Source organism: Williamsia sp. z34 (genome assembly GCF_059553395.1).
In genome coordinates this window covers 398,629-414,038 of sequence record NZ_JCANWW010000005.1, presented here as the reverse complement: position 1 = coordinate 414,038, position 15,410 = coordinate 398,629, and the positions used below count along the sequence as shown (strand labels likewise).

The 15,410-nt window shown below is 66.5% G+C and carries 16 protein-coding genes; 1 reads left to right on the top strand and 15 read right to left on the bottom strand.

Annotated features, from left to right (window positions below):
* The 12 genes from panD to hpt all read right to left on the bottom strand — a co-directional run bounded on the left by panD (position 1) and on the right by hpt (position 11,075).
* Positions 1-441, bottom strand: coding sequence for an aspartate 1-decarboxylase (gene panD / locus AC51GT_RS15395; RefSeq protein WP_496322882.1), 441 nt, complete (start codon positions 439-441; stop codon positions 1-3).
* Positions 438-1,355: a pantoate--beta-alanine ligase gene (gene panC / locus AC51GT_RS15390; protein WP_496322881.1), complete on the bottom strand. Its 918-nt coding sequence runs from the start codon at positions 1,353-1,355 to the stop codon at positions 438-440. Before panC ends, panD begins: the two co-directional genes overlap by 4 nt.
* Positions 1,355-2,245, bottom strand: a complete 891-nt coding sequence (locus tag AC51GT_RS15385) for a Rossmann-like and DUF2520 domain-containing protein (protein WP_496329322.1) — start codon at positions 2,243-2,245, stop codon at positions 1,355-1,357. The genes panC and AC51GT_RS15385 overlap by 1 nt, the downstream gene beginning before the upstream one ends.
* Before the next feature lie 217 nt (positions 2,246-2,462).
* Positions 2,463-3,548 (bottom strand): DUF6779 domain-containing protein, encoded by a 1,086-nt coding sequence (locus AC51GT_RS15380; protein ID WP_496329321.1) that lies wholly within the window; start codon positions 3,546-3,548, stop codon positions 2,463-2,465.
* 89 nt (positions 3,549-3,637) lie between these two features.
* The gene (locus AC51GT_RS15375) at positions 3,638-4,150 is read right to left on the bottom strand and encodes a DUF3180 domain-containing protein (RefSeq protein WP_496322878.1); all 513 of its coding nucleotides are present in this window, start codon (positions 4,148-4,150) and stop codon (positions 3,638-3,640) included.
* Positions 4,147-4,692: a 2-amino-4-hydroxy-6-hydroxymethyldihydropteridine diphosphokinase gene (gene folK, locus AC51GT_RS15370; RefSeq protein ID WP_496329320.1), complete on the bottom strand. Its 546-nt coding sequence runs from the start codon at positions 4,690-4,692 to the stop codon at positions 4,147-4,149. The genes AC51GT_RS15375 and folK overlap by 4 nt, the downstream gene beginning before the upstream one ends.
* A gap of 13 nt (positions 4,693-4,705) precedes the next feature.
* Positions 4,706-5,080 (bottom strand): dihydroneopterin aldolase, encoded by a 375-nt coding sequence (gene folB, locus AC51GT_RS15365; protein WP_482135886.1) that lies wholly within the window; start codon positions 5,078-5,080, stop codon positions 4,706-4,708.
* On the bottom strand, positions 5,073-5,957 hold the full coding sequence (gene folP, locus AC51GT_RS15360) for a dihydropteroate synthase (protein WP_496329319.1): 885 nt from the start codon (positions 5,955-5,957) through the stop codon (positions 5,073-5,075). The genes folB and folP overlap by 8 nt, the downstream gene beginning before the upstream one ends.
* Before the next feature lie 20 nt (positions 5,958-5,977).
* Positions 5,978-6,580, bottom strand: coding sequence for a GTP cyclohydrolase I FolE (folE, locus tag AC51GT_RS15355; RefSeq protein WP_495514517.1), 603 nt, complete (start codon positions 6,578-6,580; stop codon positions 5,978-5,980).
* Positions 6,577-8,925, bottom strand: coding sequence for an ATP-dependent zinc metalloprotease FtsH (ftsH, locus tag AC51GT_RS15350; protein WP_496329318.1), 2,349 nt, complete (start codon positions 8,923-8,925; stop codon positions 6,577-6,579). Before ftsH ends, folE begins: the two co-directional genes overlap by 4 nt.
* Positions 8,926-9,124: 199 nt before the next feature.
* A complete protein-coding gene (locus tag AC51GT_RS15345) occupies positions 9,125-10,486 on the bottom strand; it encodes an amidase (RefSeq protein ID WP_496329317.1) in 1,362 nt (453 codons plus the stop codon).
* Between the two features lie 10 nt (positions 10,487-10,496).
* Positions 10,497-11,075: a hypoxanthine phosphoribosyltransferase gene (gene hpt, locus AC51GT_RS15340; RefSeq protein ID WP_496322872.1), complete on the bottom strand. Its 579-nt coding sequence runs from the start codon at positions 11,073-11,075 to the stop codon at positions 10,497-10,499.
* A gap of 291 nt (positions 11,076-11,366) precedes the next feature.
* Here hpt and AC51GT_RS15335 point away from each other — a divergent pair, with 291 nt between their 5' ends.
* Positions 11,367-11,978: a DUF8020 domain-containing protein gene (locus tag AC51GT_RS15335; protein WP_496329316.1), complete on the top strand. Its 612-nt coding sequence runs from the start codon at positions 11,367-11,369 to the stop codon at positions 11,976-11,978.
* Positions 11,979-11,991: 13 nt separating this feature from the next.
* Here AC51GT_RS15335 and tilS read toward each other — a convergent pair whose 3' ends face one another.
* Genes tilS through dacB form a run of 3 tightly spaced genes read right to left on the bottom strand, consistent with a single transcriptional unit; the run spans position 11,992 to position 15,325 of the window.
* Positions 11,992-12,942, bottom strand: coding sequence for a tRNA lysidine(34) synthetase TilS (tilS, locus tag AC51GT_RS15330; RefSeq protein ID WP_496329315.1), 951 nt, complete (start codon positions 12,940-12,942; stop codon positions 11,992-11,994).
* A complete protein-coding gene (locus tag AC51GT_RS15325) occupies positions 12,939-13,955 on the bottom strand; it encodes a zinc-dependent metalloprotease (RefSeq protein ID WP_496322869.1) in 1,017 nt (338 codons plus the stop codon). The genes tilS and AC51GT_RS15325 overlap by 4 nt, the downstream gene beginning before the upstream one ends.
* Complete coding sequence (gene dacB, locus AC51GT_RS15320) at positions 13,952-15,325, bottom strand: D-alanyl-D-alanine carboxypeptidase/D-alanyl-D-alanine endopeptidase (protein WP_496329314.1); 1,374 nt, start codon at positions 15,323-15,325, stop codon at positions 13,952-13,954. The genes AC51GT_RS15325 and dacB overlap by 4 nt, the downstream gene beginning before the upstream one ends.
* Positions 15,326-15,410 lie beyond the last annotated feature (85 nt).

Sequence of the window (15,410 nt, the reverse complement as noted above, 5' to 3'; positions counted from 1 at the left end):
TCAGGCTGTAGCGGAAGACAACGGGGTGGAAGACAATTCGCGCGGATCCAGGAGGCCACTACCCTCCGGGGCATGTGCCGGGTCGGCACCGAGCTCGAGGATCTTGTTCTGCTCGTCCACGAAAACCACCCGCGGGCTGTACTCGAGCAGTTCACGCTCGTCGAGGCCGCCGTAGGCGATCAGGATGACCAGATCGCCCGGATGCACGAGATGGGCTGCGGCACCGTTGATACCGAGCACACCCGAACCCCGCTCACCGGCAATCGTGTAGGTCTCCAGGCGTGCGCCGTTGGTGATGTCGACGATCGAGACCTTTTCGCCTTCGAGCAACCCCGCAGCGTCGAGGAGATCCTGGTCCACAGTCACCGAACCGACGTAATGGAGATCCGCCTGCGTCACGGTGGCGCGGTGGATCTTCGACGTCATCATCGTACGAATCATGGTGTGTTCTCTCCTCTTTCGACGAATCCCGTACCTATCGCGACACCCACGTTGTCGATCAGCCGAGTGCTGCCGATCCGGGCCGCGATCAAAAGCCTGCCGTCACCCTTGTCCGGGGGTGCTTCCAAACCCGGACCGCGCACCTCGAGGTAGTCGACCTCGATCTCCGGGTGCAGTGCCAGCACCTGCCGAGCGGTGTCCAGGATCGCCGGCACACCACCCGCGGCCGCATAGGCACCGGCGACCAGCGCCGCCGACAGGGTCGTTGCCAGCTCCCGCTGTGCCGGATCGAGGTACCGGTTCCGCGACGACATCGCCAGCCCGTCGGATTCCCGCACCGTCGGTACCCCGACGATCCGGATGTCGAGATCGAGGTCGCGGACCATCTGCCGGATCAACGTCAGCTGCTGGTAGTCCTTCTCACCGAAATACGCCTCCATCGGCGCTGCGATGTTGAGCAACTTGAGCACCACCGTCAGCATCCCGGCGAAGTGCGTCGGCCGCGACGCGCCTTCGAGTTCGGCACCGAGCGGGCCCGGGTGCACTGTCGTCCGGGGCCCGTTCGGGTACATGTCCGACACCCGGGGCGCGAAGACCAGCTCGACCCCGGCAGCACGCAACAGATCGCAGTCCGCCTCGAAGGTCCGCGGGTAGGCATCGAGGTCCTCGTCGGCCGAGAATTGCAACGGATTGACGAAGATCGACGTGATCACCACGGCATCACCCTTGGCCTTCGCGGCCCGGATGAGTTCCAGATGTCCGGCGTGCAGCGCACCCATCGTCGGGACCAGCACCACGCGTTTTCCGGTCGAGCGCAACGCCCGGCTGATCTTGTTCAGCATCGCCGGATCACGATGGACCGTCAATTTACCTGCCGTATAGGGCTTTTCAGACGTCAAGTCAGTACTCGGCATCAGCGCTCACCTCCGAGGAGCTCGATCAGATCAGGGGGCGGATCGGTGTACGCGGCGGCGCGGCGGGCCAGTGCCCGATAGCCGTGGGCGATGGCCGGGTCCGCTGCGGTCAGTGCGTCGAGATGCCGGGCCACCGCCGCGGTGTCGCCGCGCATCACCGGGCCGGTCAGTGCCGCCGGTCCGATGTGCAGGGCATTGTCGAGGGCGGCGGTCAACAACGGGCCGAGGAGTCTTTCGGGCCGCACATCCTGCCCGTCGAGGACCTTGCGGAGTGCCGCCGCCGCGTCGCAGACCAGCGCCACCAGATGATTGGCCCCGTGCGCCAGGGCCGCGTGATAGAGCGTGCGGTCGGCCTCGCTGACGTGGACCGGCTCCCCGCCCATCTCGAGCACCAGGGACTGTCCGATGGCCAGGCCGATCTCGTCGGCGGCGGTGACCCCGAAGCAGCAGTCACTGAGGCGGTCGGTGTCTTCTCCGGTGCCGATGAACGTCATCGCAGGATGCAGGGCCAGCGGCAGAGCGCCGGCGTCGGTGAGGGGGTCGAGGATGCGGACGCCCTGCGCCCCGGCGGTGTGGGCGACGATCGTGCCCGGCCGAACCGCACCCGAGGCGGCCAGGTCTGCGATCACCAGCGGAAGTTGATCGTCGGGTACCGCCAGGATCAGCAGTTCACACCGCGCGGCAACTTCTCGCGGGGCCAGGATCTCGGATTCGGGGAGGCGCTCGGCGGCTCGACGTCGCGATTGCGGCGACGACGCTGCGACCGCGCCGACCACGTGCTCGGCGCGTTCGAGCGCCTCACCGATGGCTGTGCCCACACGGCCCGCCGACACGATGCCCACCGTCAGGCGGGCAGGCGCGGGCCAGTTGGTAATCCCGGTCGAGGTCACCGATGTCCTCCATCATTCGTTCCAGTCCCACCGATCCCGCTCGACCTGTGTGAATCACGGTCGGACGAGTCGGATCCGGGTACCAGACGTCTCGCAGCGAGGATAGATCCCGCAGCGTCCAAACCGCCAACCGCTGTGATCGGCCTCACCGAATCAGGTGGTGGGCAGACCGGGATGCGGCCGGCGCACAGCGCGTCAGATCATCGATCGATCGGACTCAGTCACGGCGGCGACGGCGCCCCGCGCTGGGAGAAGAACCCGCAAAGCCTTGCAGCAGTTCCGACACCGAACGGCCGGATTCATGAGCCCCCGAGTGATCGGATGCCTCTTCGCGCTCGGCCAGCAGCGCATCGGGGATACCGCCCTCGGGAGATTCGGCGACCTCCCATTCGTCGGTCGGGTTGTCGTCGACGAAGCCTTTGGGTTCCGCAGCGTCCTCGGTGGGCTCGTCGGCACGACGGCGGGAACCACCTTTGTGTCGGCCGGCGCCGCGGGGATCGGACTCGGAGGCAGGTGCAGCAGTGCTGTCCTCGACCGGTTCTTCGACGACCTCGGCGACGAGTTCGGATTCTTCGACCTCCACCTCGACCTCGGCCGGTTCAGGCGCGGCCGGCTCGGGATCGGTGGGCTCGGGATCGGTGGGCAGTGGCTCCTCGGCGGCGATCACCGGAAAGACCTCGGTCATGTCGTCCCGCGGTGACTCATCGGCCGGTGGTGCCGTGGAAGCGAAGTCCTGTTCGGCGACCGCGCCGTCATCGACGAGGCCGCTCGGGTACTCGGCGAATCCGGCCGCGTACGCGGCGTCGGGGCGATTGAGCCAGCCGGATCCGTTCTCCAGCTCGGGCAGTTTCTCCCGGAACAGCGCAATGCGATCTTCCGGCAGTTCCCCGAGGAGCTGCTCCAAACTCTCCCGAAGCCCCTGCAGCTCGGTCTTGAGCGCGGCGAGTTCGGTACCCGCTTCGGCGCTGACCTCGCGACGCACCTGGGTCTCGACACCGAGTTCGTACTGACGGCGGGCGGTGATCTCGCGCTCGAGCTGCAACTCGTAGACCAGCCGCAGATCCCGGGCCTTGGCGTCTGCCGAATCAGCGGCGCGACGATACTTGGTCACCAGGATGGCGCCGATGACCGCGGCCCACAGCGCGGTGATGACGGCCAGCGAACCGGCCACACTCATCTCCGAGGTGACGATCATGAACACGCTCGAACCGAGCGCGAGTAGCAGCAAGGCGCCGAGCAGCCATTGGCCCGGACCACGACGAGTCCTTCTGGCGTCAGCCGAGCGGCCAGCGGAGGTGGTCATGGGGCAAACATACCGGGCAGCGGCGGTCGAATTCGCCATCTCACCCGGCAAGTCCTGTTATAGACGATCATGATGAACGTCACCGCGGATCAGGCCGGGAGGTCCTCGGACGGATCATCAGGCGCCCGACAGCAGTATTCGAGCCACAGCGCCGCGACCGCCAGCAGGATGCCACCGATCAACCCGACGATCGCACTCGGAAGATCCTCGCGAGCAGCGGTCAGCTCACCGAGCCGCGTCAGGAGATAGACGAGCGTCCCGGCCCACACCCCCGTCGCGATCGCACCGAGGATCGCCGACGCCTTGGCCAGTGCCAGGACCCGCGCCGCGGTGATCGGATGCAACTGGCCGTGGTGCGCCCCGACCTCGTGGTCCCGGACGCGCGAACGGACCACGAACGCGATCACCACCTCAAGTGCGGCAAGCAGATACAGCACCACCCCGGCAAGCAGCGGCAGCGGAGGCATCGACCCGTAACTGACGCGGACCAGTAGGAACACCACCACGGCGACCACGGCGGCCACCCCCGACAGATCGCGGACCTGGGTCGGGCCCATCTTGCCGTCATCGGGCTGTTGCCGCCGCGGATTCTGCCTGTTCATCTGCCCGTATCCGCCCCGTCGCGACCGGCGACGACAAGGTGCCGGTCGGTGCGGTGCACCCCGGACCGCTCGTCGTCCGGTAGTGCCGCAAGCAATTCGGTCACCGGCGTCGACCGGCCGGCCTCCCACAGGGTGGCCGACGGGTCGACGTCCAGCCACGGGATCAGTACGAATGCGCGCTGCGACGCCCGCGGATGCGGCAGCGTCAGGACCGGATCATCGGAGATGACATCGTGGCCGTCGCTGGTCACCGAGACGACGTCGACATCGAGAGTTCGTGGACCCCAATGCTGTTCCCGGACACGCTGGGCCTGCTGCTCGAGTTCCTGCCCGATCGCCAGCCAATCGGCGGCCTCCCGGTTCGGATCGTCGACCACGACAACGGCATTGAGGAAGTCCTGTTGTTCCACACCACCCCAGGGGGCAGTCGAGTAGACCGCCGACCTCGCCACCACCGCATCGCCGAGTCCATCGCAGACGGACTGCAGATGCGCCATCCGATCACCGATGTTGGATCCGATCGAGAGCACCGCACGACTCACCGCGTTCCCCCGCTCATTGCATGCCCTTGCGAGACCGCCTGGCCACCACCGCGACATCGTCGAACGTCAGCGGGATCGGCGCCGACGGTTTGTGGAGTGTGACCTCACACGCCGCGACCTGCTCGGTTTCGAGCATCACCGTGTCGGCGATCTCGGCGGCCACCGTCTCGATCAGATTGCGCGGGGTTCCGGCGATGATGTCGTGGGCGGTCTGGGCCAGTGCGCCGTAGTCGACCGTGTCGGCGAGATCATCGGTGGCCGCGGCGACCCGTGAGTCGACCCACAGGATCACGTCGACGATGAAGTCTTGTCCGTCGGTGCGCTCGTGGTCGAACACGCCATGGTTGCCCCGAACCTTCAACCCGCGCAACTCGATTCGGTCAGCCATTGCGCTCCTTCGTATCGACTTCGTTGTTCACAGACGGATGACCGCCGGCGTTCCATGCCTTCGCAACGGCGATTGCATCACGGCTCGAGGCCACGTCGTGTACCCGAACGCCCCACGCGCCGTGGGCCGCGGCCAGCGCACTGAGTGCGGCAGTGGCGACCTCCCGGCCGGCCGGGGGCCTCGGGTTGCCGTCGGCGTCGGCCAGGAGCGTCCCGAGGAATCGCTTGCGGGAAGCCCCGATGAGCACCGGGAACCCCAACTGCGTCAGCTCGGGTAACCGCTGCAACAGCGCCCAGTTGTGTTCGCCGGTCTTCGCAAAGCCGAGTCCGGGGTCCAGGATCAGTGCACCGGGATCCACACCGGCCTTGACCGCGGCGTCGACCTGCTCGAGGAGTTCATCCCTGACCTCGGCCACCACATCGCCGTATCCGGCTGCTCTACCCGAATGCGCCCAGTCGGCGTCCGTCGGCCGCCAGTGCATCAGGATCCAGGGCGACCCCGATTCCGCGACGATCTTCGCCATCTCGGGATCGGCGCGCCCACCGGAGACATCGTTGATGATGCCAACACCGGCCGCCAACGCGGCTTCTGCGACCCGGGCCCGCATCGTGTCGACCGACGTGACGATTCCACGCGCCGACAGGCCTTCGATGACCGGCCGGATACGCGCGATCTCCACCTCTGGATCGACTCGCTGGGCGCCCGGACGGGTGGATTCACCACCGACATCGATGATGTCCGCGCCGTCGGCCACCAGAGCGACACCGTGCTCGATGGCCGCGTCCACGTCGAGATAGCGGCCACCATCCGAGAACGAATCGGCGGTCACATTGACCACGCCCATGATGACCGTGTTCACGACGCCCGAACCCTTCATGACGGCACTGTCTTGCAGCACTAGCTCTTTCGGGAAATCAGATCCAGTGCTTCTCCACGCGAGATCGCACTGGTCTTGAACTGCCCGCGGACCGCCGAGGTGGTCGTGGTGGCACCCGGCTTACGAATACCGCGCATCGCCATGCACAGGTGCTCGGCCTCGATCACGACGATCACTCCGCGCGGATCGAGCTTCCGGACGATCGCGTCGGCGATCTGCGTGGTGAGCCGCTCCTGGACCTGCGGCCGCCGGGCGTACAGGTCGACGACCCGGGCGAGCTTCGACAGGCCGGTGACCTGACCGCTGGCACCGGGAATGTAGCCGACATGCGCGACACCGTGGAACGAGACCAGGTGGTGTTCACAGGTCGAGTACATCGGGATGTCCTTGACCAGGACCAGTTCGTCATGACCGACATCGAATGTGGTCGCGAGGACCTCGTCGGGATCGGTGTGCAGGCCGCCGAACATCTCCTGGTAGGCGCGGGCCACCCGGGCCGGAGTCTCCTTCAGCCCGTCGCGTTCCGGGTCTTCGCCGACGGCGATGAGGAGTTCTCGAACAGCGCGCTCGGCACGCTCAGCATCAAAAGGGGCAATCGCGGTGCAGTCTTCGCGGTACGTCATTGTCCATTCTGTCCGGTTGAGGGCGGTTGGCCGTTCTGGCCATCATCGCCCTGGCCGCCACCGTTGTGCCTGCCGCCATGTCCGTCACCATTCTGATGTCCGTTTGCCGGGGGCTGTCCATACGGGTTCTGCGGTTGCGCATAAGGATTCCCTGGAGCCTGCGGGTAACCACCGTTGGGGTACCCGCCACCGGGTTGACCGTTCGGTTGACCGCCGTACGGGGCGCCACCACCGGCGGCATTCGAGGGGGGCCATCCGGGCGCCGACCAGCCGGCCGGAGCGCCGTAATCAGGACGGGTTCCCCCAGCGGTTGCACCCGGCTGCGGAGCCTGCTGCTGCGGATACTGCTGACCCGATGCGGGCTGCGCATGCGAACCGGTCTTGGTCAGCTCCGGCGTTTTCGGCGCCTCGGGCGGCCACGGCTCACCGCGTTCCTTGGCCAGCTCACCCGGGGTCTTCACCGGGGGCTTGTCGCTGGGCGTGCGCTCACCGAAATCGTTGAACAGGGTGATGCGGGGACGCTTGACGACCTTGCCGAAGATCTTCTCGAGGTCCTTGCGGGTCAGCGTCTCGCGTTCGAGCAGCTGTGTCGCGAGTTCGTCGAGAGTGTCGCGGTACTCGGTGAGAATGGCCCAGGCCTCGGTGTGCGCAGCCTCGATCAGGCGACGAACCTCATCGTCGATCTCGCTGGCAACCTCAGGCGAGTAGTCCGCGTGTGAGCCCATCGACCGGCCCAGGAACGGGTCGCCCTGTTCCTGGCCATAACGAACAGCTCCCAGACGGGCACTCATGCCGTACTCGGTCACCATCGCGCGGGCGATCTTCGTCGCCTGATCGATGTCGGACGACGCTCCGGTGGTCGGCTCGTGGAACACCAATTCCTCGGCAGCGCGCCCACCCATCGCCATCACCAGACGTGCGATCATCTCCGACCGCGTCATCAGGTCTTTGTCCTGCTCTGGCACGGCCAACGCGTGTCCGCCGGTACGACCGCGGGCCAGGATCGTCACCTTGTAGATCGGGTCGAGATCGGGCATCGCCCACGCCGCGAGCGTGTGCCCGCCCTCGTGGTACGCCACGATCTTCTTCTCGTGTTCGCTGATGATCCGGCTCTTGCGGCGAGGTCCGCCGATGACCCGATCCACGGACTCTTCGAGGAGTTCGGCAGTGATCGTGGTGCGGTTCTCCCGGGCGGCCAGCAACGCGGCCTCGTTGATGACGTTCGCCAGGTCGGCGCCGGACATACCGGGCGTGCGCTTGGCCAGACCGTCGAGGTCGGCGTCGGCGTCGATCGGCTTGCCCTGGGCGTGGACGTTCAGGATCGCCCGGCGACCGGCCATGTCCGGGTTGCCGACCGGGATCTGGCGGTCGAAGCGGCCCGGACGCAGCAGCGCCGGGTCGAGGATGTCGGGACGGTTGGTCGCCGCGATCAGGATGACGCCCGAACGCTCGCCGAATCCGTCCATCTCCACCAGCAACTGGTTGAGGGTCTGCTCCCGCTCGTCGTGTCCACCGCCGAGGCCGGCACCACGCTGGCGGCCGACCGCGTCGATCTCGTCGACGAAGATGATGCAGGGACTGTTGTTCTTGGCCTGCTCGAACATGTCACGCACGCGAGAGGCACCGACACCGACGAACATCTCGACGAAGTCGGAACCGGAGATGGTGAAGAACGGGACACCGGCCTCGCCGGCAACCGCACGGGCGAGCAGCGTCTTACCGGTTCCGGGTGGGCCGTAGAGCAACACGCCCCTGGGGATCTTTGCGCCCAGGGCCTGGTAACGGGCCGGGTTCTGCAGGAAGTCCTTGATCTCGAACAGCTCTTCGACGGCCTCATCGGCGCCGGCGACATCCGCGAACGTGGTGGTCGGCATGTCTTTGCTGAGCTGCTTGGCCTTCGACTTCCCGAAGCCCATGACCCCGCCCTTGCCGCCACCCTGCATCCGGCTCATCACGAAGAAGAAGAGTCCGAACAGCAGGATCAGCGGCAGGATGAAGATCAGCATCTGCATCAGGAACGAGTCTTTGTTCACGTTCGTCTGATACGTCGCACCGGTGTCGTTGACGCGGTTGAAGATCTCTTCGGTCGCCTGCGCCGGGTACTTGGCCGAGATCTTCTTTTCACCGTCGGTCTGACTGGGATCCTTGATCGTCATCCGCAGCGTCTGCTCGCGGTCGTCGATCTGTACCTCGGTCACGTTCTTGGTGTTGAGCTGCGTCATCGCCACCGAGGTGTCGACAGACTTGTAGTCACGATTGTTGTCCCGTAGCAGGGTCCAACCCCAGATCGCGAGCACGATAACGGCCACGATCGCCAGATTGCGAAAGACAGTCTTACGGTTCATTGAGGTGTGTCAGCCGAGACCGAGAGCCAAGTCCATGGCTTTCGCTGTGATTTCGGCGCGTCCTTCCAGTCGGGATCTCTGAGTCATCAGGCTACCCGTCAACGATTCACCATGGTCAGCCGTTCCCTAGGAGCTGAAAACCAGACAGGTCCCCGACCGTGCCAACGCCGGAGCCGTCATGGTTCCGCCGGTTTGCCGATCAGAATCCGGGTGCGACCCTCTGCCAGGGACGGGTGGCCTCGATCTGGGCAGCCAGGCTCAGCAGGAGCGCTTCGGATCCGGGTCGGCCGGCGAAATGGACGGCCAACGGGGTCCGGCTCACCGGATGAACGCCGAACGGTACCGACATCGCCGGCCAGCCGAGGAGATTGAAGAGCCCGTTGAACGGCGCATAACCGACGTTGGCCCACATGTTGGCGGCCCAACTCCTCGAACTCCATTGCTTCGCCGCCGGCGGTGAGGTCGCCAATGCCGGGGTCAGGAGCACGTCGGCCTTGTTGCGGTCGAGGTACGCCAGGACCTTCTTCTCCAGCTTGGCAACCGGCTTGTCGTCCACCAGATCGAAGCGGGTCACGGTCCGACCGAGTGAGGTGTGGACCTTGCTCCGCCGCTGCAGCCTTGCCAGATCCCCACCGGCCGCCTCGATGTCATCGGCGTCGGCGGCCGCCCCGGCGAGCCAGCGCATCAGCAGGGGCGCGGGATTCACGGGGTACGGCAGGTCGGCATGCGGAACCCGGTGACCGAGGTCGGCCAGCAGCGCACTACAGCTCTCCTGCGCCTGCGCCCAATGCTTGTCGGTCTTGCCGACGGCAAGCGGGAAGTTCTCTGCCACCGCGATCCCCAGCGACCGCGGCTCCGTCGACAGGCCGGCGTTCGCCAGCTCCGGCCGGTCGGCCATCACCGAGAGCATGAGTGCAGCATCAGCGACCGTGGTGGCCAGTGGCCCGTTCTCGCTCATACCGAACCAGTCGTTGCCACCCAACTCCGACGGCACCACACCCCGACCCGGTTTGATGCCGAACAGCCCGCAGTCAGCAGCCGGGATCCGGATCGAGCCCAGACCGTCGTTGCCGTGTGCGATGTCGACCTGCCCGCTCGCGACCGCAGCCGCCGCTCCACCCGACGAACCGCCAGGGGTCCGGTCGGTATTCCATGGATTACGCGTAATGGTGGCCTGATTGTCCGTGGTCCCCCACAGACACAATTCCGGAACTGCGGTGGTTCCGATGACAATGGCCCCGGCCGCCCGCAATCTGCGGACAACGGTGTGATTGCTCAGCTGCGGTGCGCGGCTGGTGGCCGCAGATCCGACCGTCATGATTTCGCCGGCGATCGGAATATTGTCCTTGATCGCCACCGGCACACCGGCCAGCGGTAATTCAGCGAGTTTTGGATGGGCGGTCAAAACCTCGGCTTCGGAAACAGCCCGCTCGGCGCGGACCGCCACAAAAGCACCGAGTTCCCGGTCGCGTTGCGCAATCCGGGCCAGCGCCTCGCGGGTGATCTCGACTGGGTCAAGCCGTCCCGCGCGTACTCCGGCGGCGGTCTGGACTGCAGTCATCGATCACCTTTTAGTCTGTGTAGACGGACGGATGCAAGCGGCCGACGTACGGCAGGTCGCGGTAACGCTCGGCATAGTCGAGACCGTATCCGACGACGAACTCGTTGGGGATCTCGAATCCCACATCGGCAACGTGGACATCAGCTCGGACCGCGTCCGGCTTGCGGAGAAGCGTGCACACCTCCAGCGACCGCGGACGGCGGGTGCGGAGGTTCTTGATCAGCCAGGACAGGGTCAGACCCGAGTCGATGATGTCCTCGACGATCACGACGTCGCGGTCGTTGATGTCGCGGTCCAGGTCCTTGAGGATCCGCACCACGCCGGATGAGGACGTCGACGAGCCGTACGAACTCACCGCCATGAACTCGAGCTGCGAAGGGATCGGCAGCGCCCGGGCGAAGTCGGTCATGAACATGACCGCACCCTTGAGGACGCCGATCAGAACCAGGTCGTCGGGAGCGTCGCGGTATCGCGAGGCGACACTTTCGGCCAGTTCGATGGTCCGCTGCCGGATCTGCTCCTCCGTGACCACTACCGCTTCGATGTCATTGCCGTATGGATCACGCTGCGCCGTCACAAGGAACATCATGCCTCAAACGTCGTGACGACAATTGCAGGGGGCAACAACTCCCCAAAGCATCACGAAGTACACCGAACGGATGATTTCCGTCATCGCGAGTTTTTCCCAATCCCGGCTTTGTTTTACTGGTTGCGCGCGAGAACCGAACACCAAGATCCACGAGCCGTTTCGAAATACGGTTACGGGAGAGCGATCGGCGAAAGTCGGACACCTTTCGGTTGAATCGAAACTGGGCACGTGGCGAAATCAAACACTTTCGGGTGACGCTTCACACCCGCCCAAACCCAGGACGTAACCCCCATGAAACGCAGAAACGGATTCATCGCACTGATCGCAGCAGCCGTCACCGCCGCCGGCTTCCTGACCGCAATACCGGCAAACGCCGCACCGGCCACCGCCATCAACTACCAGGCCGATGTCGTCGGGGGCGAGAAGATCGTCCTCTCGACCGACATCGGGTCACTGCGAACCAGTGACGGACAACTCGAGATCGTCGACCCCAGCGGGAACGTGGCCGCCACCGTTCCGCTCTTCTTCAACCTCGACAGCCGGCAGTTCCCGATCGCGGCGAACGTGGACGGACGCACAGCCACCCTCATCCCGGTTGTCGACCGGGGCGCCGCCACGCCGGCCGCCGCGCCCGCCACCAGGGAAGAACGCGACATTCAGGCGTTGGAGAAACTGGGCACCTACGTGTCGGTCTCCGTGGCGATCGGCGGACTGGTCGGCACCATCATCGGCGCCGGGATCGGTTGTGTGGCCACAATTCCGGCCGGTTGCATCGCCGGTGCCGTCACCGGCGCCGGCATCGGCGGGGTCCTCGGCACCATCGCTGTCGGCGGCCCCACCCTGATCGGCGCTGCCGTCGAATACTTCACGACCGTCACCGCACCCTGGCCGCCCCCGGCGTAGCCATCTGAAGTCCTCAGCGTTCGCGGCGCTCGACCACAAGTCGGGCGCCGCGTCTGCTCACCTGGGTCCGGAACAGTGGCCTGCCCCCGATGGCCACCGCACCCTGACCTCGCCAGCGCATCACCAGCGCGTCGACGGCCTGCACGACGGTGTCGGTGGGTTCGGTGGCACCGTTGGCCAGCAGCCAGCGTCGGAGCAGGCGAAGCCGGATGGCCCCGGGCAGCACCGCGAGGTCGGCACAATCCACCTCATCCCCGTCGACGACTGCGGCGTGGTCGTCGACCAGACCTTCGACCACGTCGATGTCGAGTTGCAACTGCTGCGCGGTCCGCGCCAACGCTTCGGCGACGCCGCCCTGCAGCACCTCTTCGAGCAAGGGCATCACCTCCTGCCGCACCCGGACGCGGGTGAAACGGGCATCCCGGTTGTGCGGGTCCCGGTACGGGGCCACATCGAGTTCGGCGCAGGCATCCACGGTGGCCGCACGTCGTACGCCCAGAAGCGGGCGCCCGAACGGCGGCGCCCACGGCCGCATCCCGGCCACCGACCGGGCCCCCGATCCGCGCGCGAACCCGAGTAACACCGTTTCGGCCTGGTCGTCGAGTGTATGGCCGAGCAGGACCGGCCGAACGCCGCGGTGTGCCTCGAACGCGGCGTACCGCGCGCGCCGGGCGGCAGCTTCCGGACCACCGGCACCGGCGACGTCCACCCCGACAACGACCGGCTGCGCACCCAGCGCCCGGGCCGTCGCCGCCGCCTCGCCGGCGACTTCGCCGGAACCGGCCTGCAACCGGTGGTCGACGATCAGTGCCCGCACATCGAGCCCCGCCAACACCGCGGCCGCGGTCAGCGCGGTCGAATCAGGACCTCCCGACAACCCCACACACACCTGCGGATCCGTCAGATACTCGTCGGCGAAAGCCTTTACCGCCCTGGTGATCTCGGAGACCGCCGGGGAGCTCACAAGACGCGATCGATCCACGCCCGAGGAGTGTCGATCTCGGCGGGCAACGGCATCGTCTCCGGCCCGGTCCAGATCGCGTTGAAACGGGTCATGCCGACCGTCTCGACCACTTCGTCCACGAATGCCTTGCCACGCGTGTACTGGGCGATCTTCGCGTCCATGCCCATCAGCGCGCGCAGCAGCCGCTGGACCGGGTTCTGCGGCCTGGCCCGACGCTTGTCGAAGGCGCTGCGAATACGGTCGACGGTCGGCACCCTGGCCGGTCCGACCGCGTCCATCACGTGGTCGGCGTGGCCTTCGAGGAGCGTGCCGAGCATCATCATCCGGCTGAACGCTTCGTACTGTTCGGGGGACTGCAGGAGTTGCATCGCCCCGACGATTCCCTTTTCCCTCGGCAGCTCGCTGCGGAGCGCAGAACTGATCCGCGAGACCATCTCACCGGCGGACTCGGTGTCCTCGGCGGTGAGTGCCTCGACGTTCGACTGCATGTAGTCGCGCAGCCAGGGGTTCGCCGAGAACTGCACGCGGTGGGTTACCTCATGCAGGCAGACCCAGAGTCGGAAGTCGGCGGGTACGACGCGCAACCCACGTTCGACCGCGATGATGTTCGGGGTCACCAACATCAGCACACCATCGTGTCCGCTGACCGGGTCCGGGGTGAACGGGTCGTACTGACCGAGGATGGCGCTCGACATCACGGCCAGCAGTCCACCGGCCTGCATGCCCGCGATCCGTCCCGTCATCCCCGGTTTGTCGTCGGGTTCGGCGGGATCGAGCATCGCCGACATCGAGAGCGCCGCCGCCTCGATCCATTCGCCGCGATCGAGGACCCGCGCCGCGGGCACCGGAAGTCCGTCGGCCAACCCGGTGACCTCACGAACCGGCGCTTCGGACGCGACGGCCGAAGACGCCAGCTCACCGCGGGCCGCTTCGGCCGTGTATGCGGTGGTCAGAGGACCGGGCCGCGCGATCTTCTTGCCCACCGTCGCGGCGAGCTTCCAATCGATACTCATCGGCAACCACAATCCCGCAGGGCGCCGGCGACCGCGTCGAGCGCGGGCCGCGCCTCGGCGGGCCCGGTGCCATTGGACATCAGAGCAAAACTGAGCACGCGACCTTCTTTCGTCTGCACTACTCCGGCCAACGCACTGGCGACGGTAAGTGTTCCGGTCTTCGCGCGAATCCATCCGGCGCCGTCGGCATTCTCGAGAACAAATCGCTCCGTCAAGGTGCCGGTGGCACCGGCCACCGGCAGCATGTCGAGCAGTGGCCGCAGTTTCGGCTGCGCAGTTCCGGCGCCGGCGCCGGTCACCTTGTCGAGCAACCCGGCCGAGATCCGATTGTCCTCGGACAGCCCGCTGACGTCACCGAACTCGGTGCCGTTCATGTTGAAACCGTTGTCGCCGAGAACCTTTCGAACGGCTTCGATCCCGCCGGCCAACGTCGGCCGACCGCCGATGGCCTTGGAGATCTCGATGGACATGGTTTCGGCGAGTACGTTGTCGCTGGCGCGCATCATGTCGCCCAGCCGGGTGACCAGCGGCGCCGACGTCACGGTGGCGACCACGCTGCCGGCGGCCGGGGCGGTCGCCTGGACGACCGGGGTGTCCACACCGAGCGCTGCGGCCAGAGCCGACCCCGCGGCCAGAGCCGGGGTCGGTGTCCGCGGCGAGTCGATCTCCAGCGGATCGATTCGTCCGGAATCGGCGATGAGCGATTCGATCGGGGTGATGTTGCCGTCGGCGATGTCCACCGGGTCCCAGCTCGACGCCATCGTCGGGCCGGAGAAGGCACCGGTGTCGACCGCCACCGAGGTGACATCGATGCCGGCCTTCTCGATCTGGTCGGCGAGCGAGGCGATCCGCGGGGCGTCGGTGAAGAACGTCTCCTGCCCGTCCGGTTGCACGGACAGTGTCGGATCGCCCGCGCCCACCAGGATCACCTGTCCGTCGGGTCCGGCGACCACCGTGGTGGAGATCCGCTGATCATGCGGCAACGCCAGCAGAGCGGCCGCGGCGGTGAGGATCTTGATCGTCGATGCCGGAACCATGGGACGGTTCGGGGTCTGCGACCAGAGCGTCTGTCCGGTGATCGCATCGGAGACCTCGCCCGACAACTCGCCCAGGCCCGGGTTCGCCAGCGCCTCCGTCAGCGCGGTGGCGATTCCGGACGCGGTGGGCAACGGTGCGTCGGGGGCCACGGGACTGATCTGTGGACTCAGCGTCACCGGTGAAGGTTGCGCGGAGGCACCCGCGGGCAGACTGTTGTGGTCCTCGTCCACCCGCAGCGCGATGACGAGCACGATCGCCGCAACGATGATCAGCACGATCACCGGAAGTAGCGTCCACAGGAGTCCCTTGCGGCGGGGCGAACTGCCTGGCACGAATTACCTCCGGTCGAAGTTCTTGCCGCGCGCGGCGGGCACAGGTCTCCACAGTATCGTTGAGTCGATTTGCTGACCGGCTACC